The organism is Agrobacterium sp. CFBP2214, from assembly GCF_030209895.1.
GTDB classification, from domain to species: domain Bacteria; phylum Pseudomonadota; class Alphaproteobacteria; order Rhizobiales; family Rhizobiaceae; genus Agrobacterium; species Agrobacterium radiobacter.
On the sequence record NZ_JARVRC010000003.1, the window covers coordinates 58,206 to 78,483 of the forward strand.

22 protein-coding genes and 1 tRNA gene are annotated in these 20,278 nt (G+C 59.4%); 10 read left to right on the forward strand and 13 right to left on the reverse strand.

Features of this window, described 5'->3' with window-relative positions:
* Positions 1–16: 16 nt before the first annotated feature.
* On the forward strand, positions 17–511 hold the full coding sequence (locus tag QRN60_RS07500; RefSeq protein ID WP_113076300.1) for a peptide deformylase: 495 nt from the start codon (positions 17–19) through the stop codon (positions 509–511).
* A gap of 3 nt (positions 512–514) precedes the next feature.
* Here the strand turns inward: QRN60_RS07500 and QRN60_RS07505 are convergent, their stop codons facing one another.
* Positions 515–940 (reverse strand): OsmC family protein, encoded by a 426-nt coding sequence (locus QRN60_RS07505; protein ID WP_060725803.1) that lies wholly within the window; start codon positions 938–940, stop codon positions 515–517.
* Between the two features lie 110 nt (positions 941–1,050).
* On the opposite strand from QRN60_RS07505, the gene QRN60_RS07510 reads away from it, so the two are divergent.
* A complete protein-coding gene (locus QRN60_RS07510; protein WP_003502827.1) occupies positions 1,051–1,218 on the forward strand; it encodes a Thivi_2564 family membrane protein in 168 nt (55 codons plus the stop codon).
* A 75-nt stretch (positions 1,219–1,293) separates the two neighbouring features.
* Here the strand turns inward: QRN60_RS07510 and QRN60_RS07515 are convergent, their stop codons facing one another.
* Positions 1,294–1,680, reverse strand: a complete 387-nt coding sequence (locus tag QRN60_RS07515; RefSeq protein WP_111792313.1) for a PAS domain-containing protein — start codon at positions 1,678–1,680, stop codon at positions 1,294–1,296.
* A gap of 581 nt (positions 1,681–2,261) precedes the next feature.
* Positions 2,262–2,346: transfer RNA gene (locus tag QRN60_RS07520), tRNA-Leu, on the reverse strand.
* Between the two features lie 189 nt (positions 2,347–2,535).
* On the opposite strand from QRN60_RS07520, the gene lipB reads away from it, so the two are divergent.
* The 3 genes from lipB (at position 2,536) to QRN60_RS07535 (ending at position 5,412) form a co-directional block, all read left to right on the forward strand.
* Entirely contained in the window at positions 2,536–3,267 is a 732-nt protein-coding gene (gene lipB / locus QRN60_RS07525) for a lipoyl(octanoyl) transferase LipB (protein ID WP_111792320.1), read from the forward strand.
* Positions 3,268–3,335: 68 nt separating this feature from the next.
* Positions 3,336–4,403 carry an NAD(P)-dependent alcohol dehydrogenase gene (locus QRN60_RS07530; RefSeq protein ID WP_107675566.1) on the forward strand — a complete coding sequence of 356 codons (1,068 nt, stop codon included), beginning with the start codon at positions 3,336–3,338 and terminating at the stop codon, positions 4,401–4,403.
* Between the two features lie 73 nt (positions 4,404–4,476).
* On the forward strand, positions 4,477–5,412 hold the full coding sequence (locus QRN60_RS07535; RefSeq protein WP_003502833.1) for a DMT family transporter: 936 nt from the start codon (positions 4,477–4,479) through the stop codon (positions 5,410–5,412).
* 20 nt (positions 5,413–5,432) lie between these two features.
* Here QRN60_RS07535 and QRN60_RS07540 read toward each other — a convergent pair whose 3' ends face one another.
* The 5 genes from QRN60_RS07540 to yajC form a co-directional block, all read right to left on the reverse strand.
* Complete coding sequence (locus QRN60_RS07540) at positions 5,433–5,891, reverse strand: hypothetical protein (RefSeq protein ID WP_003502835.1); 459 nt, start codon at positions 5,889–5,891, stop codon at positions 5,433–5,435.
* 145 nt (positions 5,892–6,036) lie between these two features.
* Positions 6,037–6,882, reverse strand: a complete 846-nt coding sequence (locus tag QRN60_RS07545; protein WP_060725799.1) for a phytoene/squalene synthase family protein — start codon at positions 6,880–6,882, stop codon at positions 6,037–6,039.
* Positions 6,883–6,905: 23 nt separating this feature from the next.
* A complete protein-coding gene (locus tag QRN60_RS07550; RefSeq protein ID WP_003524967.1) occupies positions 6,906–7,298 on the reverse strand; it encodes an Mth938-like domain-containing protein in 393 nt (130 codons plus the stop codon).
* Positions 7,298–9,871: a protein translocase subunit SecDF gene (secDF, locus tag QRN60_RS07555; protein ID WP_003502840.1), complete on the reverse strand. Its 2,574-nt coding sequence runs from the start codon at positions 9,869–9,871 to the stop codon at positions 7,298–7,300. Before secDF ends, QRN60_RS07550 begins: the two co-directional genes overlap by 1 nt.
* Before the next feature lie 80 nt (positions 9,872–9,951).
* Positions 9,952–10,299, reverse strand: coding sequence for a preprotein translocase subunit YajC (yajC, locus tag QRN60_RS07560; RefSeq protein WP_284765226.1), 348 nt, complete (start codon positions 10,297–10,299; stop codon positions 9,952–9,954).
* Positions 10,300–10,505: 206 nt separating this feature from the next.
* Between yajC and QRN60_RS07565 the strand changes: the two genes are divergently transcribed.
* Entirely contained in the window at positions 10,506–11,378 is an 873-nt protein-coding gene (locus QRN60_RS07565; protein ID WP_003502844.1) for an ATP-binding protein, read from the forward strand.
* 161 nt (positions 11,379–11,539) lie between these two features.
* Complete coding sequence (gene fdhA, locus QRN60_RS07570; protein ID WP_284765227.1) at positions 11,540–12,730, forward strand: formaldehyde dehydrogenase, glutathione-independent; 1,191 nt, start codon at positions 11,540–11,542, stop codon at positions 12,728–12,730.
* Between the two features lie 96 nt (positions 12,731–12,826).
* On the opposite strand, the gene QRN60_RS07575 is transcribed toward fdhA, so the two are convergent.
* The gene (locus QRN60_RS07575; protein ID WP_112292869.1) at positions 12,827–13,486 is read right to left on the reverse strand and encodes a TetR/AcrR family transcriptional regulator; all 660 of its coding nucleotides are present in this window, start codon (positions 13,484–13,486) and stop codon (positions 12,827–12,829) included.
* A gap of 110 nt (positions 13,487–13,596) precedes the next feature.
* Between QRN60_RS07575 and QRN60_RS07580 the strand changes: the two genes are divergently transcribed.
* The gene (locus QRN60_RS07580) at positions 13,597–14,988 is read left to right on the forward strand and encodes a cytochrome P450 (protein WP_129565188.1); all 1,392 of its coding nucleotides are present in this window, start codon (positions 13,597–13,599) and stop codon (positions 14,986–14,988) included.
* 55 nt (positions 14,989–15,043) lie between these two features.
* Here QRN60_RS07580 and QRN60_RS07585 read toward each other — a convergent pair whose 3' ends face one another.
* The 3 genes from QRN60_RS07585 to QRN60_RS07595 form a co-directional block, all read right to left on the reverse strand.
* The gene (locus QRN60_RS07585; RefSeq protein ID WP_003502851.1) at positions 15,044–15,247 is read right to left on the reverse strand and encodes a DUF3126 family protein; all 204 of its coding nucleotides are present in this window, start codon (positions 15,245–15,247) and stop codon (positions 15,044–15,046) included.
* A 141-nt stretch (positions 15,248–15,388) separates the two neighbouring features.
* Positions 15,389–16,213 carry a serine O-acetyltransferase gene (cysE, locus tag QRN60_RS07590; protein ID WP_003502853.1) on the reverse strand — a complete coding sequence of 275 codons (825 nt, stop codon included), beginning with the start codon at positions 16,211–16,213 and terminating at the stop codon, positions 15,389–15,391.
* A 142-nt stretch (positions 16,214–16,355) separates the two neighbouring features.
* Entirely contained in the window at positions 16,356–17,132 is a 777-nt protein-coding gene (locus QRN60_RS07595) for an alpha/beta fold hydrolase (RefSeq protein ID WP_060725841.1), read from the reverse strand.
* Positions 17,133–17,302: 170 nt separating this feature from the next.
* On the opposite strand from QRN60_RS07595, the gene QRN60_RS07600 reads away from it, so the two are divergent.
* The gene (locus QRN60_RS07600; protein ID WP_003502857.1) at positions 17,303–17,548 is read left to right on the forward strand and encodes a zinc-finger domain-containing protein; all 246 of its coding nucleotides are present in this window, start codon (positions 17,303–17,305) and stop codon (positions 17,546–17,548) included.
* A 29-nt stretch (positions 17,549–17,577) separates the two neighbouring features.
* Positions 17,578–18,759, forward strand: a complete 1,182-nt coding sequence (locus QRN60_RS07605; RefSeq protein WP_065695394.1) for an FAD-dependent monooxygenase — start codon at positions 17,578–17,580, stop codon at positions 18,757–18,759.
* An 18-nt stretch (positions 18,760–18,777) separates the two neighbouring features.
* Here the strand turns inward: QRN60_RS07605 and QRN60_RS07610 are convergent, their stop codons facing one another.
* Positions 18,778–19,965 carry a cystathionine beta-lyase gene (locus QRN60_RS07610; RefSeq protein ID WP_111797802.1) on the reverse strand — a complete coding sequence of 396 codons (1,188 nt, stop codon included), beginning with the start codon at positions 19,963–19,965 and terminating at the stop codon, positions 18,778–18,780.
* Positions 19,966–20,278 lie beyond the last annotated feature (313 nt).

The window sequence follows — 20,278 nt, forward strand, 5'->3', positions numbered from 1 at the left end:
ACGAACGGAGCATTCCTTGGCAATCAGGCCGATCCTGCCCTATCCCCATCCCGGTCTGTCCGAAATCTGCGCGCCGGTCACGGTTTTCGACGAGCAGCTGCACGATCTGGTCACCGACCTGATCGACACGATGCGCGCCGCGCCCGGCGTCGGCATCACCGCCGCCCATATCGGCGTCAAGCAGCGCGTTTTCGTTCTGGAGCTGACGCCGGGAACTGTCCTCACCTACGTCAACCCTGAAATCGTCAGCCAATCCGCACAGACGATGCGGCATATGGAAGGCAGTGTCTCCATGCCGGGCATTACCGACGAGGTGGAGCGGCCCTCCGAAGTCGAGGTGAGGTTTCAGGATATATCCGGCGGCGAACACCGGCAGACCGCCGAGGGGTTTCACGCCATCTGTATCCAGCACGAGATCGACCAGCTGGATGGTATTTTCTGGCTGAAGCGTCTCTCGAAACTCAAGCGCGACCGGCTGGTAAAAAAATGGGAAAAATCCCGAAAAACTTGATGGTCAGCCGGTAACCGACAGCACAAATTCCGCATCGCCCTTCAGCGTGTTGCTGACGGTACAGATATCCTCGGCCATATGGGCGATGCCGCTGCGGGTGGCCTCATCGAAATCCCCCTTTATCTCGATCCGGACATCGAAACGCACGATCCACGATGGCTCCTCATCGGCCTTTTCGCCCGACACATGCACCGTGACCTTTTCGAAGCGGTCGAGCACAGCCATGCGGCTCGCCGCAATCCGGGCGCTAAGCGCCAGGCAGGCCGCCAGCGAAGAATAAAGAAGATCGAGCGGATTGAAACCCGGCTCTGAGGCCCCCGTCACCACCGTCAGGGCGCCTCCGGTGGCCGTGACGACGTCGGGATGCCCAAGGCGGCCAAGTGTAACGACAGCCCCTGTCGGCCGCTTTTTAACCCTGAACTGATTCACACCCGACCTCACGCCGCGATTTCACCGATGGAACCAAAATTAGCCTCGCGCTTTTACTCACGCAACGGTGAACGACCGTCGAATATTGATTAAAAAGGGAGCTGGGACATATGGTTACATCTACGCTCGTCAGCATTCTGATCACCTTCCTGGTGATTGTGCTTGTCTTGTGGCTTATCGCACGACTGCCGGTCGGCGGCGGTGCGAAACAGATCGCTCAAGTGATCGTCATCATCATCGGCATTATTTCGCTGCTGAAATATCTCGCCGTCTTCTGATGTCCCGGCGTAGTGCAGACGAAAAAGGCGGCGAAAGCCGCCTCTTTTTATGCGCGGTTTTCAACCGCCTGATCGCTATTGGCGAGGCTCGAACTGATAGGTTTTTTTCAGCGTAATATCCCGGACGCTGCCAATGCCGAGAAACGGCGTATTGTCGGCATCAAAAATCGCCCTGCCCTTCGCCACGATCCACCGGCTTGAACCATCCGGCAGATTGACCTTGTAGCGCTGATCGAAAAACACGCCGGTGGTGATGCTCTCAAAAATGGCCTGCGCCACCTGATCGCGCATTTCGACATCGATTCTTTCGAGAATCTCCTCAATCGTCACCCCGCGCGACGCAACTGGTTCGGGAAACCCATGACATTCCGCGGTGACAGCATCCATGATCAGCCTGTTGTCGGAAATGCTCCACATGTAATAGCCGAGCGCATTGTCTGAATCCGTTTTGTCCCCCAGCACGAAAACCCCCAGACATTTTTCCTGACAAAAGCTAACATCAGACCTCTAATATTCCACCCCTCGTTTTTATGGGGGGAAACGTCTGGCTACTGCAGCGTGTATCGATATCCACGGAAATCTGCTGATCACCGAATCCAAATGGCGTTCCGAGATGGACGATAATTCTGAAAAGGCATCGCAAAACCACCTGCCTGCGCCTACATGCTTGCGATGACATGTCGAAGGAGTTCAATATGGTGCGAACCGCCCTCACTTTCGGATTGCTGACCGCAACCGTCTTTTTAGCCGGGTGCCAGACGTGGCATAGTCCATATCGTGGAAACGAGTGGCGAATGGATCAGGTCATGGACGGCGACCCCTACCGTGTCGGTGACGGGCAGCGCAACCGACGCTAGTTCACCTCGTCCATTCAATCCGGACGGCGGCAAGTCGGTGATTTGCCGCCCTTTAATCAGAGCGTTCCGGCTGCGAGTGAAAACATTGACATGGCCGATTTGCGCACCAACGAACCTTCGTGGTTTCCAAGGCATAGGGCTAATCAGTTGACTAAAAAAGAAAAAACCCGCCGAAGCGGGTTTCTTTGGTGCGGTCGAGAAGACTCGAACTTCCACGGGTTGCCCCACAGCGACCTCAACGCTGCGCGTCTACCAATTCCGCCACGACCGCATCGTGGTAGGCGTCGACTTGCGCCGACGGGGGTGCATGTAGCAAAAGGATTTTCGGTGCACAAGAGCGTCGTGACAGTTTTTTGAAATTAAAAATCGCACTGCACCATCCTATATGCAGGAAGCCCAGAAATGCTGGGGTTGCGGCCCTGTCGTCATTTTGCGAGAAGGCTGTGGAAAGGACTTTTTCATGCTCACACGCACCGATATCGAGACAAATATGCTTCCCGCCGCCGGTTCGCCGCCCGTCCGCTGGCGAATCTCGGAAGGTCTCGTCCCCTATGAACAGGCGATTGAGGAGATGGAGCGTGAAGTCGCCGCCATCGCCGCCGGGGAGGCTGACGAACTCGTCTGGCTTCTGGAACATCCGCCGCTCTACACAGCAGGCACCAGCGCCGATGTCGCCGATCTCATAGAGCCGGAGCGTTTCCCTGTCTTTGCCACCGGTCGCGGCGGTGAATATACCTATCACGGGCCGGGACAGCGGGTCGTCTACGTCATGCTCGACCTGAAGCGGCGGCGGCAGGATGTGCGCGCCTATGTGGCGGCGCTGGAGGATGTCATCATCCGCACGCTCGACAAGATGAATGTACGTGGCGAGCGGCGCGAGGACCGCGTCGGCGTCTGGGTCAGGCGTCCGGAAAAACCTCTTCTGCCCGATGGCGGCATGGCCGAGGACAAGATCGCCGCGCTCGGCATCCGCCTGCGCAAATGGGTGAGCTTTCACGGGCTGTCGATCAATGTGGATCCCGACCTCACGCATTTTTCCGGCATCGTTCCCTGCGGCATCAGCGCCTACGGCGTCACCAGCCTTGTCGATCTCGGATTGCCGGTTATGATCGGCGACGTCGACGTTCTGCTGCGCGAGGCCTTTGAGGAGGTGTTTGGCGCGGCAGTGCCCGAAACCGGCGCTGGCGGCTGATTGCACCGCAACCTTTGCCGCAGGCCGGTGTTTTTCCAGCATCGATCACCATAAGAGGAGGAACGACCATGTTCACAACGTCCGCCTATGCCTGCGACGACGGTTCTTCGCCGATGAAGCTCGCGACCATCAAACGTCGCGATCCCGGCCCGCGCGATGTCGAAATCGAGATCGAATTCTGTGGCGTCTGCCACTCCGATATTCACACGGCCCGCGGCGAATGGCAGGGATCCCTCTACCCCTGCGTTCCCGGCCACGAAATCATCGGCCGCGTTGCACGGGTGGGCTCGCAGGTGACCAAGTTCAAGACAGGTGAGCGTGTCGGCGTCGGCTGTATCGTCGACAGCTGCCGTGAATGCGCAAGCTGCGCCGAAGGGCTGGAGCAATATTGCGAAAACGGCATGACCGGCACCTATAATTCGCCTGACAAGGCGATGGGCGGCGGCGCGCATACGCTTGGTGGGTATTCCGCCCATGTGGTCGTCGACGACCGTTACATCCTCAACATTCCCGAAGGCCTCGATCCGGCCGCCGCCGCACCCCTGCTCTGCGCGGGTATCACCACCTACTCGCCGCTGCGGCACTGGAATGCCGGTCCCGGCAAGCGTGTCGGCGTCGTCGGTCTCGGCGGCCTTGGCCATATGGCGGTCAAGCTCGCCAACGCCATGGGCGCGACTGTCGTGATGATCACGACGTCGCCCGGCAAGGCGGAGGACGCTAAAAAACTCGGCGCCCACGAGGTCATCATCTCGCGTGATGCCGAACAGATGAACAGGGCCGCTTCCAGTCTCGATCTCATCATCGACGCTGTGGCCGCCGACCACGATATCAACGCCTATCTCGCACTGCTGAAACGTGACGGCGCGCTGGTGCAGGTGGGCGCACCGGAAAAGCCGCTCTCGGTGATGGCCTTCAGTCTCATTCCCGGCCGCAAGACGTTTGCCGGCTCGATGATCGGCGGCATTCCCGAAACGCAGGACATGCTGGATTTCTGCGCCGAGAAAGGCATCGCCGCCGAGATAGAGATGATCAATATCGATCAGATCAACGACGCTTATGAACGCATGATAAAAAGCGATGTGCGTTATCGCTTCGTCATTGATATGAAGAGCCTGCCGCGCCAGAAGGCCGCCTGACCCCTGAAGGGGGGCGACCTTGCAGGCGTCCCCTCTCCCGTTGGACCTTTGGGTCGAAAGCGCAGCCTGATCCATGACCAGCCAGACCGGTTTCAACGATATCGCCAAGGGCATGACCATCATGGCGGGTTGCATGCTGGTGCTGCCGGTCATGGATGCGATCGCCAAATACATGGCGGTGAGTGGCGGCATGTCGCCGGCGCAAGTGACCTTCTACCGCTTCTTTTTCCAGGTGCTCTGCACCCTGCCGTTGCTGCTCGTGGTGTCACCCAGGGCGCTGTTCAGCGCCAAACGGCCATGGATGAACTGCCTGCGCGGCGTGCTGCACGCCTCGGCCAGCCTGATGTTCTTCGCCGCCGTCAAATACATGCCGCTTGCGGATGTCTTCGCGATCTATTTCGTCGAACCATTCATGCTGACGATGATGTCGGCCATCTTCCTCGGCGACAAGGTGGGCTGGAAGCGCTGGACGGCGATCGCAGTCGGGTTCGGCGGCGCCTTGATCGTCATTCAGCCGAGTTTCGAAATCTTCGGCTGGACATCGCTTCTGCCGGTTGCCTGCGCCTTTCTGTACACACTTTACCTGTTCCTGAACCGCGCCATCGGCGATGCCGACAGCCCGCTGGTCATGCAGACCATGTCCGGCATTGCCGGTACGGTGTTCATGGGGGCGGCCCTTCTTGCCGGTGATGCACTCGGCGACAAGGATTTTGCCGTCTCGCTTCCGCAATCCGGCTTTGCCCTCACCCTGCTAATCCTGTTGGGATCGATATCCGGCTACATGCACCTGTTGATCGTCAGGGCCTTCCGGCTGGCGCCGCTTTCTCTGCTGGCGCCGTTCCAGTATTTCGAGATCATCTCGGCGACTATCCTCGGTTATGCGCTGTTTTCCGATTTCCCGACGCCATCAAAATGGCTCGGCATTCTCATCATCGTCGCATCCGGCCTGTTCATCATCTGGCGCGAGCGCAAGCAAGCCGGCGCAAACCCGCCGCTTGACGGGCAATGACTGCCGACCCTCGCCGTCTCTCAACTATCCGAGGGCAGCGGCCCGTCGTCGTGATGATCCTGCGCCTCCACAAGACTGCCAAGCAGCCAGAGCGAAACCTCGGCCGCCTCTCCGGCCGATTTGAACCGGTATGAGCCGCTATATTTCGGCATATCGAAAAAGGTGACGACGAAACCGTCACCGCTTTCCAGACTTTCGACCCTGATGCGCTCGGGATCGATCATCACACACACATAATGCGACCCCATATTGCGCATGAAGCCGGCCTTGTTGTCGTGCAGCCGCACGAAGGCAGCACCACCATCAGCCGTCATGTGCAGACTTCTGATCGCCTCGTTGGGAAAGGCGCGGGCGAAATCCATGATCGCCTGCCCCACATCATGACTGTTATCCTCATCCGTCGCCCGCGTCATGCGCCAGGCGTAGACAGCGAAGACCGAAAGCAGCACGAAAACGATAATCCAGATCGCAATACTCATCCGGGGCGCTCCCTCAGCATCGAAACATCACGATTCGCGAATCGAAAAGACGCGAACCCGGCTCAGGTTCATACAGACCGAGGCTTGTGTGAAGTGTGGCTCTGCCGGATCGATGTCGTTTCGCTGCGTTACGCGGTCTGCGTAATCAGAAACGCTTGAGGAAGGAGGCCTTTGCCAGCAGCCATTGCCGGCGAAGCTGCGACAGTTGCAGGTCGCCGTCAAATACGCCGCTCCCCGTCTTTCTCGCCGCAGCGATGACAGGGCGGGACAGGGCGACGGGAAGATAGGCGGCAAAAACATTTTTCGAGATCTTTGCGCGTCGTGCCCTCTCCATATGATCCAGCGCATGGGTCGCAAAAATCTCGATGGCAATGCCGATGCGCTGCCTGTCCTTACCTTCCAGAAAAGTCTCGCGGTCGAGCCCGGCCGCAGCCAGCATATCGGCGGGAATATAGACCTGCCCGCGACGCCGGTGCAGCGGCATAAGCAGCAACATGCCGGCCATGGCCTGCGCGACGCCCGCATGACCTGCCCCTTCCGCGCTGGATGCGGCGTCTTCAGCGGAAAGCACGAGACTTGCAAGTTGGATCAAAGCGGATGCGGTTTCGCCAGCATAACCTTCCAGCGCATTGCGATCCTCGAACAGGTCGTCATAGAGATCGAAGATCCGCGCCTCGATCATGTTGGCCAGAACCGGGCGCGGCAGGCGATATTGTTCGATCGTTGTCAGAAGCGCTGCAGCCACCGGGTGGGACTGGCTGTCACCGTGCGGATTGCCATCGATAAGGTCGCGCCACCATTGCATGCGCACTTCGCCGGGCAACGCCTCACGCACGGAATCGCGGATGCGGGCGATTTCGGCGTTGAAGGCATAGAGCGCGGCAAGGGCATTGCGTCTGTCGGCAGGCGACAGAAGGCAGGCAAGATAACGGTCACGATCGGTATCGCGCAGCGTCGCGAGGCTGACGTCGAGATTTTCTGTGGGTGCCATGGTTCCCCGCGCGAAACGTCCTGTCAGCCTTCGACGGCAATCAGCGCCGCGGCCACGGCGCGCGATTCCGAAAGCATGATATTGTAGGTGCGCACCGCAGCACCCGTACTCATCGGATCAACCGAAATGCCCGCCTCCTTAAAGGCGGCGCGCAGTTCTTTCGGCAGGACCCGCATGCCGTCACCCGTGCCGATCAGCAGCACTTCGATATCCTGTGCTTCCGCCAGAACCTTTTCGAAATGCCCGACGGTCAGTTCTTTTGCATCAACCGGCTCCCACCCGTAAATGCCCGAAGGCAGGAGGAGAAGAGAGCCGCGATGCGACATGTCGGCAAAGCGAAAACCGCCATTACCATAGGCATCGATGGGCGCCCGGCCGGGAAAATGGGCCGGGCGTATTTCGATCCCGCCGGCCATCAGACGGCAGGCTTGCCGCCAATGGCGCCGGTGTTGTTTTCTTTCTTGTCGTCCTTCTCGTCTTCCGCATCCTTGCTGTCGGGACGCAGCTTGAAGGCGATCAGCACCGGTGCGGCGATGTAGAGCGACGAGAACACGCCGATACCGACACCAAACAGCATGGCGAAGGTGAAGGAGCGGATGACTTCGCCACCGAAGAGGTAGAGCGACAGCAGCGCCAGAAGCACGGTCAGACCGGTGAGGATCGTACGCGACAGCGTCTGGTTCAGCGACACGTCGATGATCATCGACAGCGGCATCTTTTTATAACGCCTGAGGTTTTCGCGGATACGGTCATAGATGACGACGGTGTCGTTCAGCGAATAACCGATGATCGTCAGGATCGCCGCGATACTGGTGAGGTTGAATTCTATCCCCAGGAACACGAAGAGACCGATGGTGAAGACCACATCGTGCACCATCGAAATGACGGCGCCCAAGGCGAACTGCCATTCGAAGCGAACCCAGATGTAGATCATGATCGCCGTCATGGCGAGCAGGATGCCAACCGTGGAGGTGAAGGTGAGGTCACCCGAAACGGCCGGACCGACGACTTCCACGCGGCGGAAGTCATATTTGTCCTCAAGCTCGCCGCGCACCATGGTGATCGCAGACTGCTCGGCATTTTCGCCGCCGTCCTGCGCCTGGATGCGGATGAGAACGTCCTGCGGCGTACCGAAGTTCTGCGCCTGGATTTCACCGAGGTTGAGCTGGTTCAGGCGATCACGGATATCGGCGAGATCGGCCTCACCCTGCTTGGCGCGGACTTCGATGACCGAGCCGCCCTGGAAGTCGATGCCGAGGTTCAGGCCCTTGGCCACGAAGCCACCGACACAGGCGAGCATGACGACGCCGGTGATCATGAACACCACGCGACGGTAGCGCATGAACGGAATGTCGCGGCCGTCGAACATGGCGGTGCGGACACCCTTCGGCAGATGTTTCGGACGGCTGCGGCGAACCCAGTAGCCGAACATCCACGCTGTCAGCGTATAGGCCGTGAAGACGGTGGTGATGATACCGACGGCCAGCGTGACCGCGAAGCCCTTGACCGGGCCGGTGCCCATGTAGAACAGCACGCTCGCCACGATCAGCGTCGTCAGGTTGGCGTCGATAATGGTCGCAAAGGCGCGGGTGAAGCCGTTATCCAGTGACTGGATCAGCGGTTTGCCGCTCTTCACCTCCTCGCGTATGCGCTCATAGATCAGAACGTTGGAATCCACCGCCATACCGATCGTCAGAACGATACCGGCAATACCTGGCAAGGTCAGCGTTGATCCTATCACACTGAGGACAGCGAGCAGCATGACGACGTTGACGATGAGTGCGATGTTCGCGAGCAGGCCGAAGAAGCCATAGAACACGAACATGAAGATGAGGACGCCGACGGCGCCGATGACGCTGGCCGTCAGACCGGCTGTGATGGAGTCGTTACCAAGGCTCGGACCGACAGTGCGTTCTTCAACCACGGTCAGCGTAGCAGGCAGTGCACCGGCGCGCAGCAGAACCGCAAGGTCGTTAGCGCCCTGCACCGAGAAATTACCTGAAATCTGTCCCGAACCGCCGATGATCGGTTCACGGATAACAGGCGCGGAAATGACCTGATTATCAAGCACGATGGCGAAAGGCTTGCCGACATTCTGCTGCGTCGCCTGCGCAAAGCGCTGCGCGCCGCGGCTGTCGAAGCGGAAGGTAACGACGGGTTCGTTGGTCTGCTGGTTGAAGCTTGCCTGCGCGTCGACGAGATTGTCGCCGGAAACGAGCGCGCGGCGCTCCACCAGATAGGGAACCGGCGGATCGTCCTGCGAGTACAGAACCTCTGATGTAGCCGGCGGACGGCCGTTCATGGCTTCCTGCACCGGCATCGTCGTGTCGACCATGCGGAAGGAGAGCTTGGCCGTCTGGTTCAAAAGCGACTTCAGACGCTGCGGATCCTGAAGCCCCGGAACCTGCACGATGATGCGGTCGGAACCCTGACGCTGGATGAGCGGCTCGGTGGTGCCGACTTCGTCAACGCGGCGGCGCACGACTTCGATGGACTGCGAAACGGCCGAGGACAGGCGGTAGTCGATGCCTTCATCCGTCAGGTTGAGCCGGAGCAGATTGTCGCCGCCGTCATTCATCGTCACTTCGGTGATGGAGCCGCCGACCAGCGTGCCGGCGGACACCGGCTGCGTCAGGTCACGAAGCGCGTTCTTTGCGGCTTCCACCTGAGCGGGATCGCTGATGCGGACCTGAATCTGCTGGCCGTTGCCGGTGAGCCCCGAATAGCGGATGTTGGCGTCGCGAAGCTGCGTGCGCACATCGCCCACGATCGTTTCAAGCCGTTCCTTGACGATGTCGGAACGCTCGATCTTGAGCATGATGTGCGAACCGCCCTGAAGGTCGAGACCGAGCGTTACCTTGTTGTCCTTGTACCAGGCAGGCATGCCCTCCAGCTGTTTGTCCGTAAACAGGTTGGGAGAGGCGATGAAGACGCTTGCCAGCACAAGCAGCCAGATGAAGACTGTTTTCCAACGGGAAAAATGAAGCATTTCGATCTCGGTCAGGGTTGGGGTCGCGCTCCGCGCAACCCGTCAAAATTCGCAATCGGGCATTCGGTTGTCCGGCAGGATCAGGAAGCGGTTTCCGTCTTGACCACTTCGCCCTTCACGCGCACTTCGGCAATGTAAGCACGGGCGGCACGGATTTTCACGCCTTCGGCGATTTCGACTTCGAGTTCATTGTCATCGATGACCTTGGTCACCTTGCCAACGATGCCGCCACCAAGAACGACCTGATCGCCACGGCGAATATTGGTGAGTGTTTCCTGACGCTTCTTCATCTGCGCGCGCTGCGGGCGGATAAGGAAAAAGTACCAGACCACCATAAGCGGCGCAAACAGGAAAAGCATTTCAAGGCCGGAACCGAAGGCAGATGCGCCGCGTGTTGCGTCCTGGGCAAAAGCTTGACTAATGAACATATAAAACTCCTCAGAATTACGGCACGACCTTGGATGCCGCCCCAGCTTTCAAGCCGCCGGAATATAGTGGGGAACGCCGGGATTGCAACAGATGCAGGGCCCACGCCGTACCGATTCCGGACCTCTTAACCTTTATGGGCGCCAAACACCATGCTAGGCCGGGCGCAAAACAGAGTTTTGAACACCAGACAAGCGGAAGAAACACCATGATTCGAGAAGAAACGGCCTCCCTGCTTCTTTCAGAACTGCGCCGGCTCACCCTCGCCGTGGAGCGGCTGGCCGGCCCCGCGCCCGCCGTAAACGACTGGGATGCGGCCGATTGTTTCGTCTGGGTGCCGACCAACTCCTTTATCCAGCCGGTTCCCCGCCCCAACCGCATCGCACTGAAGCTGATCCGTGGCGTCGATCATGTGCGTGACATCCTGCATGAAAACACGCTGCGCTTCGCGGAAGGTTTTGCCGCCAACAACGTGCTCCTGTGGGGCGCGCGCGGCATGGGTAAATCCTCGCTGGTCAAGGCCGTTCACGAAGATGTGCGCGCGGCAAGCGGCGTTTCGCTCAAACTGGTGGAAGTGCACCGCGAGGACATTCACACCCTGCCCGCCCTGCTCGACATCCTGAAGGCGTCAGGCCAGCGCGTCATCGTTTTCTGCGATGATCTCTCCTTCGACCATGACGATACAGCCTATAAATCGCTGAAGGCAGCACTCGACGGCGGCATCGAGGGACGGCCTGACAATGTGCTGTTTTATGCGACCTCCAACCGCCGCCATCTTCTGCCGCGCCACATGATGGAAAACGAGCAGTCCACCGCCATCAACCCTTCGGAAGCGGTTGAGGAAAAAGTGTCGCTTTCGGACCGTTTCGGCCTGTGGCTCGGTTTCCACAAATGCGGCCAGGAAGACTATCTGACGATGATCGACAGCTATGCCACGCATTTCGATCTGGGTCTGGACCGCGACACCCTGCATCACGAAGCGCTGGAATGGGCGACGACCCGCGGCGGTCGCTCGGGCCGTGTCGCCTGGCAATATATTCAGGATGCCGCCGGCCGCCTCAGAAAACCACTCGACAGATAACGCCACCGTGACACCGGATGAAAGCCGGTGTCGTTACGGCCACAAACAGTGTCGTATTCCCGAACGCCACATCTCCCCTCACATGGTTTGCTGCACCCATGGAGTCACCTGCCCGCGGAGGAGCGGACAGGCACGGTGTTCAAACCACGGAGGAGATGGATATGAGCAGGAACAGAGGCGTCGTCTACATGCGGCCGGGTCAGGTCGAAGTCCGCGACATCGACGACCCGAAGCTTGAGGCGCCGGATGGCCGCCGTATCGAGCACGGCGTGATTCTCAAGGTGATTTCCACCAATATCTGCGGCTCCGACCAGCACATGGTGCGCGGCCGCACCACGGCAATGCCGGGCCTCGTTCTTGGCCATGAGATCACCGGTGAAGTCATCGAAAAAGGCATCGACGTCGAGATGCTGCAGGTCGGTGATATCGTATCCGTGCCGTTCAACGTCGCCTGCGGCCGTTGCCGCTGCTGCAAGTCGCAGGATACCGGCGTGTGCCTGACGGTGAACCCATCCCGCGCCGGCGGCGCGTACGGTTATGTCGATATGGGCGGCTGGATCGGCGGACAGGCCCGCTATGTCACCATCCCCTATGCCGATTTCAACCTGCTGAAGTTCCCGGACCGCGACAAGGCGATGTCGAAAATCCGCGACCTCACCATGCTGTCGGACATTCTGCCGACCGGCTTCCACGGCGCGGTCAAGGCGGGCGTCGGCGTCGGCTCTACGGTCTATGTCGCAGGCGCCGGCCCGGTGGGTCTCGCCGCTGCCGCCTCCGCCCGCATTCTGGGTGCTGCCGTCGTCATGATCGGCGATTTCAACAAGGATCGCCTTGCCCATGCAGCAAAAGTCGGCTTCGAACCCGTCGATCTTTCCAAGGGCGACCGGCTGGGCGACATGATCGCCGAGGTCGTCGGCACCAATGAGGTTGATAGTGCAATCGACGCCGTCGGTTTCGAGGCACGCGGCCATTCCGGCGGTGAACAGCCAGCCATCGTTCTCAACCAGATGATGGAAATCACCCGCGCCGCCGGCTCTATCGGCATCCCCGGGCTTTATGTCACAGAAGATCCCGGCGCGGTTGACAATGCGGCAAAACAGGGCGCCCTTTCGCTGCGCTTTGGCCTCGGCTGGGCAAAGGCGCAATCCTTCCACACCGGCCAGACGCCAGTGCTGAAATATAACCGCCAGCTCATGCAGGCGATCCTGCATGACCGCCTGCCGATTGCCGATATCGTCAACGCCAAGATCATCGCGCTTGATGACGCCGTGCAGGGTTATGAAAGCTTCGACCAGGGTGCGGCAACCAAGTTCGTCCTCGATCCGCATGGCGATCTGCTGAAGGCTGCCTGATACTTCAGCGGCACCCGGCTGATACTCGTAAAAGCGCCCGCGACGGATATCGTCGCGGGCGTCTTTGTTTCCCGTCCTGTCACCGTCAGGTGAAACTTACGGTTCCACTATCAGCATCGCTTCCAGTTCGGCTTTCGCTTCCGGGGAGAGATAGGGTCTGAACAGGCTTGAGACCTGCTCCAATCCCCAGTCCAGCTGCTGCGATCCAAATTCGGTGATACCTTCCTGAAGGTTGAGATAGGCCGCCCAATAGGTGGAGACGATCCAGAGATTTGTCAGGACGGCCGACCGTTCTTCCTCGGGAATAACTGCCAGGCCCGCTTTCTCCATGCGGGCGACGATATCGCCGACAGCGAGACGCATGGCGGCGCTTATGGTTCGCACAGGCTCCACCAGCGCCGGGGCGGAAGAGATAAGGCCGACCAGATCGCGAAACAGGAAACGATAGTCCCATACAAGCGAAAACCAGAGCCGCAGAAAACCGGCATAGGTTGCCGCCGCCGCCTCATCCGCCCCGTCGATCTTTCCGACAATCGCCAGCGCATCGGCCTCGAACCGGGCAAACAGCGCCAGAAACAACGCTTCCTTGGTGCGGAAGTGGTAATAGAGATTGCCCTCATTGATCTCTACAGCCCTTGCGATCTCGGCCGTCGTCACATGATCAGGCCCGCGCTCGTTGAACAGCACAAGTGCGGCGTCGAGAATTCTCTGGCGCGTGGGACGAACGGACGTGCGTCCGGTATTGATTTTTTTCATTGATGTCGAACCCAACCATTGAAACCTAAGGTATGCACCTTAAATACCAAAAATAAGGTATACACCTTAACAGAAAATGTAAGTGTTCAACGCGGACAAAGGACCTGCAAATGACCGGCACCGACATTCGCACCGCCTCCCCCGATACGCCCGGAACCGCTCCCGTCTCCAAATTCGCGACGGTACGCGTCGCCCTGTCGCTCATCCGCAATCCGTTGAAGGCTCTGCCGCCGGAAATTTTCAGCGAGCCGGCGGTCTTTACGCGCCTTGGCGGCGTCATGCGGGTTCATCTTGCCGATCCCGTGCTTATTCATGAAACTCTGGTCAAGAACGCCCATCTGCTCGGCAAGGGCGAAGATGTACGCCGCGCCCTCGGCCCCGCACTCGGCCAGGGCCTGCTGACGGCCGACGGCGATCACTGGAGGTGGCAAAGGCAATCCGTCGCCGCGGCCTTTCGGCACGAGAAGCTGCTGGAATTGCTACCGGTCATGATCGACGCCGCGCGTCGCACGCAAGGGCGCTGGCGCTCACCTGCCGGTGATATCGATATCGGCCATGAGATGATGCGGACGACGTTCGATATCATTGTCGAAACCATGATGTCCGGCGGCCATGGCATCGATATAGGACGTGTCGAGCAAAGCATCACCGATTATCTGAAACCCACGGGCTGGACCTTCGCGCTCGCCATGCTGGGCGCACCGGAATGGCTTCCGCATCCGGGCCGGCGCAAGGCCCGCGCGGCGGTCGGCTATCTTCGTTCCAGCCTTGCGACCGTCATTTCCGAAAGACGGCAGAATCCGATCGAAAGGAACGATCTGGTTTCCATGCTGCTCGAAGCGAAAGACCCGGAAACCGGACGCATGATGAGCGACACGGAAATCATCGACAATCTCCTGACCTTCATCACGGCCGGTCATGAAACCACGGCCCTCGGCCTTGCCTGGACTTTCCATCTGCTCTCCCAAAACAGCGACGTGGAAAGCAAGGTCATCGACGAGATTGAAACCGTTACTGCCGGTGAACCGATAGCGGCGGATCATATCGCCCGCCTGACCTATACCAGACAGGTATTTTCGGAAGCGATGCGGCTCTACCCGCCCGCCCCTGTCGTGACACGCACCGCATTGCAGGACTTCAGGCTCGGCGAGCACGATATCCCGGCGGGCACCGTTCTTTATGTGCCGATCTACGCCGTCCACCGGCACACCACGCTGTGGGACGAACCCGACCGCTTCGACCCGTCACGTTTCGAACCCGAAAAGATCAAGGCGCGCCACCGCTACGCCTATATGCCCTTCGGCGCGGGCCCGCGCGTCTGCATCGGCAACGCCTTTGCCATGATGGAGGCTGTCGCAATCCTTGCCGTGCTTTTGCAGGACGTCCACCTCAAGAACAAAAGCCCGGCAAATACGGAGCCGCTGATGCGGGTCACCTTGCGGCCGGAAAACCGCCTGATGATGCAGGTGAGCCCGCGAAAAAACAAATCGCCCGCGGCGTAACCACCACGGGCGACTGTTTTAGTGCGAAACTCCATCCGTCACCGGATGGTGACGATCAGAGATCGACGTCGAGGATCGCCATGGAGAAGTTGTAGGAACGGTCGCCGTCTTCGTCATCGATATAAACGACGCCGAGAAACTCTTCGCCAAGATACACTTCGGCGGAATCGTCCTTGCGCGGACGCGCCTTCACAATCATCTTTTCATTGAAAGTGCGCTTGAAATAGGCGTCGAGTTTTTTGATTTCGTCGGCTTTCACCACTATTCTCCTGTGCGGTTCGCGTTGAGCCGCTTTTGGCATGGGACAAAGGCCAAAGTAAAGTGAAAGCGGCAAGTCATCCGCGTCTTCCACACGGACGACCGTGAAAATGCCGGCCCCATCAGAGCGCGACAGGGCCAGTCAGATATCCGCTCCGATAAGCTGGTCCATCAGGCGCGAGGGCTCCGAACACCCTGCTTCTCCCACCACGCGCGCCGGCACGCCGGCAACGGTAGTCTTCGGCGGAACCGGCTTCAGCACCACCGAACCGGCGGCGATGCGCGAGCAGCTGCCGATTTCGATATTGCCGAGGATTTTCGCCCCCGCCCCGATCATCACGCCATTGGCGATCTTCGGGTGGCGATCCGCCCCCTCCTTGCCGGTGCCGCCAAGTGTGACGCCATGCAGGATGGAGACGTTGTCACCGATGACGGCCGTCTCGCCGACCACCAGCCCGGTGGCATGGTCGAGGAAGATGCCCTTGCCGATGCGCGCGGCCGGATTGATATCGGTCTGGAAGATGCTCGATGAGCGGCTTTGCAGATAAAGCGCCAGATCCCTGCGGCCCTTTTGCAGCAGCCAATGGGCAAGGCGATGGGTCTGGATGGCCTGGAACCCCTTGAAATAGAGGAGCGGCTCCATGAAGCGCGTGCAGGCGGGATCACGGTCGTAAACGGCCTGGATATCGACGCGCAGCACGCTTCCCCATTCCGGCCAGTCATCCAGCATATCCTGGAAGGTCTGGCGCAGAAGCACGGCCTGCATGTCGGGATGATCGAGGAGTTCACAGATACGGTAGATCACACATTCTTCGAGAGACCGGTGATTGAGGATCGTCGAATAAAGGAAGGCCGAAAGCAGCGGATCCTGTGCCGCGGCGCTACGCGCCTCATGCAGCAGGCTGCCCCAGATCGGATCGACGATCGCCAGCTGTTCGGGCTGACGGGCCTCGGTACGTGCGACCATGAATGGTCTCCTCGTTTGCAGTAGTCGTTCTTTATACAGAAAAAGACGTGCATTAGAAATGGGATTCGAATGACGACTTTAAAGGCGGCAAGGCTTCAGTTTTTCTTCATGCAGCATGAAAAACCGTTTCTTGCCATCACGCTCATAGCGAGCGGTAAAATTCCAGCACCGCCGCCTTGAACACCCGGTCGCCGACAGCCAGCATGTGGTCGCGGCCGGGAATATCGATTGCCCGCGCATGCGGCATGATCGCCGCAAGCTCCGCGCCGGATCCGGCGATGTCGTCTTTCGTTCCGACTGCGATCAGCGTCGGGGCGTCGATCTTTTCCGCCTGTTCGCGCGTGACGAGAACCCGCGATGTCTCGATGCAGGCGGCCAGCGCCAGCCGGTCGCTTTTCGTCTGGTCGGCAAAGGCGCGGAACATACGGCCGCGCTCGTGCGTCACGACATCGAGCGAAGGTGCCAGAAGCGCCTCGGCAATCGGATCCCAGTCGCCGACACCCTCGACCATGCCGATGCCGAGCCCGCCGAAGACCAGCGAACGCACACGCTCAGGATGGGCCATGGCAAGGAAGGCGGAAATGCGCGCGCCCATGGAATATCCTATCACATGGGCTTCGGCGATGCCGAGATGATTGAGCAGCGCCACCGCATCGCCGGCCATGACAGGCGGATAATAGGCTTCCGGATCATGCGGCTTGTCGCTTGCGCCATGGCCACGATTGTCAATGGCGATCACCCGGTAGCCCGCTTCACCCAGCGTCTTCAGCCAGCCGGGATGCACCCAGTTGACATTGGCGCTGGAGGCAAAGCCGTGGATCAGCAAAACCGGATTGCCCGCCGGATCACCCTCGTCGAAATAGGCAAGGCGAAGGCCGTCATGGGAAAAATCAGAAAACTGCGGCGTGTTGAGATTCATCAAGGACATCCTTTTTGCCGGACCATATGGCAGGAATTAGCAATGTTGAACATGTTTTGCTGACGATTTTTATGGAGATGCAATGCGTTTGAGGCTACATATCCGCAACGACGAGCCGATGCGCGAAAACCAGCGGCGGCTCGATAACGATGTTGCATTTGGAGACGAACATGGCCGGCCATTCCATTCCCCACTTCCAGAACGATGGCGGACACCGCATGATCGAGATCGGCGTCAAGGAATTCATGTGCACCGGCGCTTCCGTGCCTTTCGATCATCCGCATATCTTCATCGATATGGGCGACGACAATGAGAAGGTCTGTTCCTACTGCTCGACCCTTTATCGCTACAATCCGTCGCTGAAGGCAGAGCAGACCAATCCTCCGGGCTGCGTCTTCCATGTGAAGGCTGCCTGACCTTCCACCTTTTCTGATCGGGGCGCACCATGCCCATAAAATCCGTAGCCATTGTCGGTGCCGGCATTGCCGGTCTCACCGCTGCCCTTTCCTTTGCCCGGCACGGTATCGGCTGTGACATCATCGAACAGGCCGGCGAACTGGCGGAAGTTGGCGCCGGCCTGCAGCTTTCCCCCAATGCCGCCCGCATTCTCGCCACGCTCGGGGTACTGCCTGATATCGAGGCGCGCTGGACCGAACCTGTCAGCGTCGAACTCGCCTCCGGAAAATCGCTTGCCACGCTGCTCTCCCTGCCGATGGGCGCGGTGGCCCGCAGCCGCTGGGGCGCACCTTACGGTGTGCTGCACCGCTCGACGCTGCAAAACGCACTTCTCCAGGCGGTGATACGCAACCCGCTCTGCCGGCTGCATCTCGGAAAACGCATCGAAAATGCGACAGCGGATATCATCGCCGCAACCACCTTCCGCGACCATGATCTGATCGTCGGCGCGGATGGCGTCTGGTCGGCGGCCCGCTTCGCCGTGCCTTCCGCTCCCACCGCCACCTTCTCCGGCAATGTGGCCTGGCGCTTCACGGTCACAGCAAATGACGTGCCGTCAACCATCAACAAAAGCGCCGTCACGGCCTATCTCGGCTCGGGCGGCCATATCGTCGCCTATCCGCTGAAGGAAGTCGGCGGCTTCAACATCGTCGCCATCGCGCTCGGTGCCGATCCCGGCGCGACATGGCGGGCGGAATCGAGTGGGCGTCAGAAAGCCCTCTTGCTGGAACAGTTTCGCGGCTTCAGCCCTGACATCGTCCGATTGCTCGATTCGTCTGAAAACCCGACTTTCTGGCCGCTCTATCAGGCTGGCCCCGGCCGCTGGCACAACGGCCGTGACACGGTGCTGATCGGCGACGCGGCGCACGCCATGATGCCGTTCGCCGCCCAGGGCGCGGCCATGGCGATCGAGGATGCGTTTGAACTTGCGGGAACCATGGCAGGCAGCAACGCCGGAGCCTCGCTGCCCGTGCCGCAGGCCCTTGCCGCTTTCGAGGCCCTGCGCCTGCCGCGCATAGAAAAGGCCCGCAAGCGGGCCTCTCTCAATCGTTTTGCCTACCATGCCCGAGGCCCGGTCCGCACCGCGCGGGACTTCGTGTTTTCCACACGTCCGACGGAAGCCTTCCTGAAGGACTTCGACTGGCTCTACGGTTATCACGCAAAGGGCTGAAGGGTGCGGGGTCTGAAATCAGACCCCGGCTGCAGCCGCGAACCCGGCTTCGAGGTCCTTCTGTAGATCGGCGACATCCTCGAGCCCGATCTGCAGGCGGATGACCGGCCCTTCCGAGGGGCCCTTGGCGATGGTCCTGTCGACAAGCGACACCGAAACAGCAAGCGATTCGTATCCGCCCCAGGAATAGCCGAGCCCGAAGAACGTCAGCGCATCAAGGAAGGCAGCCGCCGTCTGCTTGTATTTGCCTTCTTCCGCCTTCAGCACGAAGGAGAAGACGCCGCTTGCACCCTTGAAATCACGCTTCCAGAGTTCGTGCCCGGCAAAGCTCGGCAAGGCCGGATGCAGCACGCGAACGACGTCGTCACGGCTCTCCAGCCATGTGGCGATTTCAAGCGCGCTTTTCTGATGATGCGCCAGCCGAATTCCCATGGTGCGCATGCCGCGCAGGATCTGATAGGCATCGTCAGAGGTGACGCAGATGCCGAGATTGGTATTGGCCTGATAAAGCGTCTTCCAGTGCTTTTCATTGGCCGAGACGAAGCCCATCAACACATCGGAATGACCCGAAGGATATTTGGTGGCAGCGTGAATGGAAACGTCGACGCCGAAATCGAGCGGCCTGAAATAAAGCGGCGTCGCCCAGGTATTGTCCATCGTCACCACACAATTATGCCTGTGGGCGATCTCGGTGATCAGCCGGACATCCTGAATCTCGAAGGTATTGGAGCCCGGCGCTTCCAGATGCACGAGTTTGGTATTCGGACGGATCAGCGCCTCGATGCCCGTGCCGATTGCCGGGTCGTAATATTCCACCTCGACGCCGAGCTTCCGCAGCATCATGTTGCAGAAGCGGCGCGTGGGATAATAGACGGAATCGACAATCAACGCATGATCGCCAGCGCCGAGATAGGCGAGGAACGGCACGGTAATCGCCGCAAGGCCCGACGGCACGAGAATGGTTCCGGCAGACCCTTCCAGCTCATCGACGAGACTGCACAGCGCATCGGTCGTCGGCGTGCCATGGGTGCCATAGGTGTATTTCTGGTTTTCGGTCGAAAGCGTCTCAGCATCGGGGAAAAGCACGGTAGAGCCACGCACGATGGGCGGATTGACGAAACCGAAGCAGTCCGCGGGATCGTTGCCGCCGTGGGTCAGGCGCGTATTCACACCTGCGGCGGAAAGCAGGTCATTTGTCTTGGTCATTTCAGATCAGCTTTCGAAGGAACATTGACGCGTGCGACAATGCTAAGAGCGGACCGTAAGGTCAAGTCCCGCAGGCTCCTCTCAAACGGCGTGAATTGATCCACCGAGAGTGAGCATACAACAAGTATGCAAATACTGTGCAAGTTCAAATTTCCGCAAAAATATGCTTATATTTTCACCCTTTGCACACTTCCCGACCAAAATTTGGAAAATTCCGTTTTATAGGCACAATTATTGCCCGCACGTCTTGACCCCGCTGCCAATTGCGATTGTGATAGAAAAAGCGGATCGAAAAGGTCTCGCTGAAGGGGGA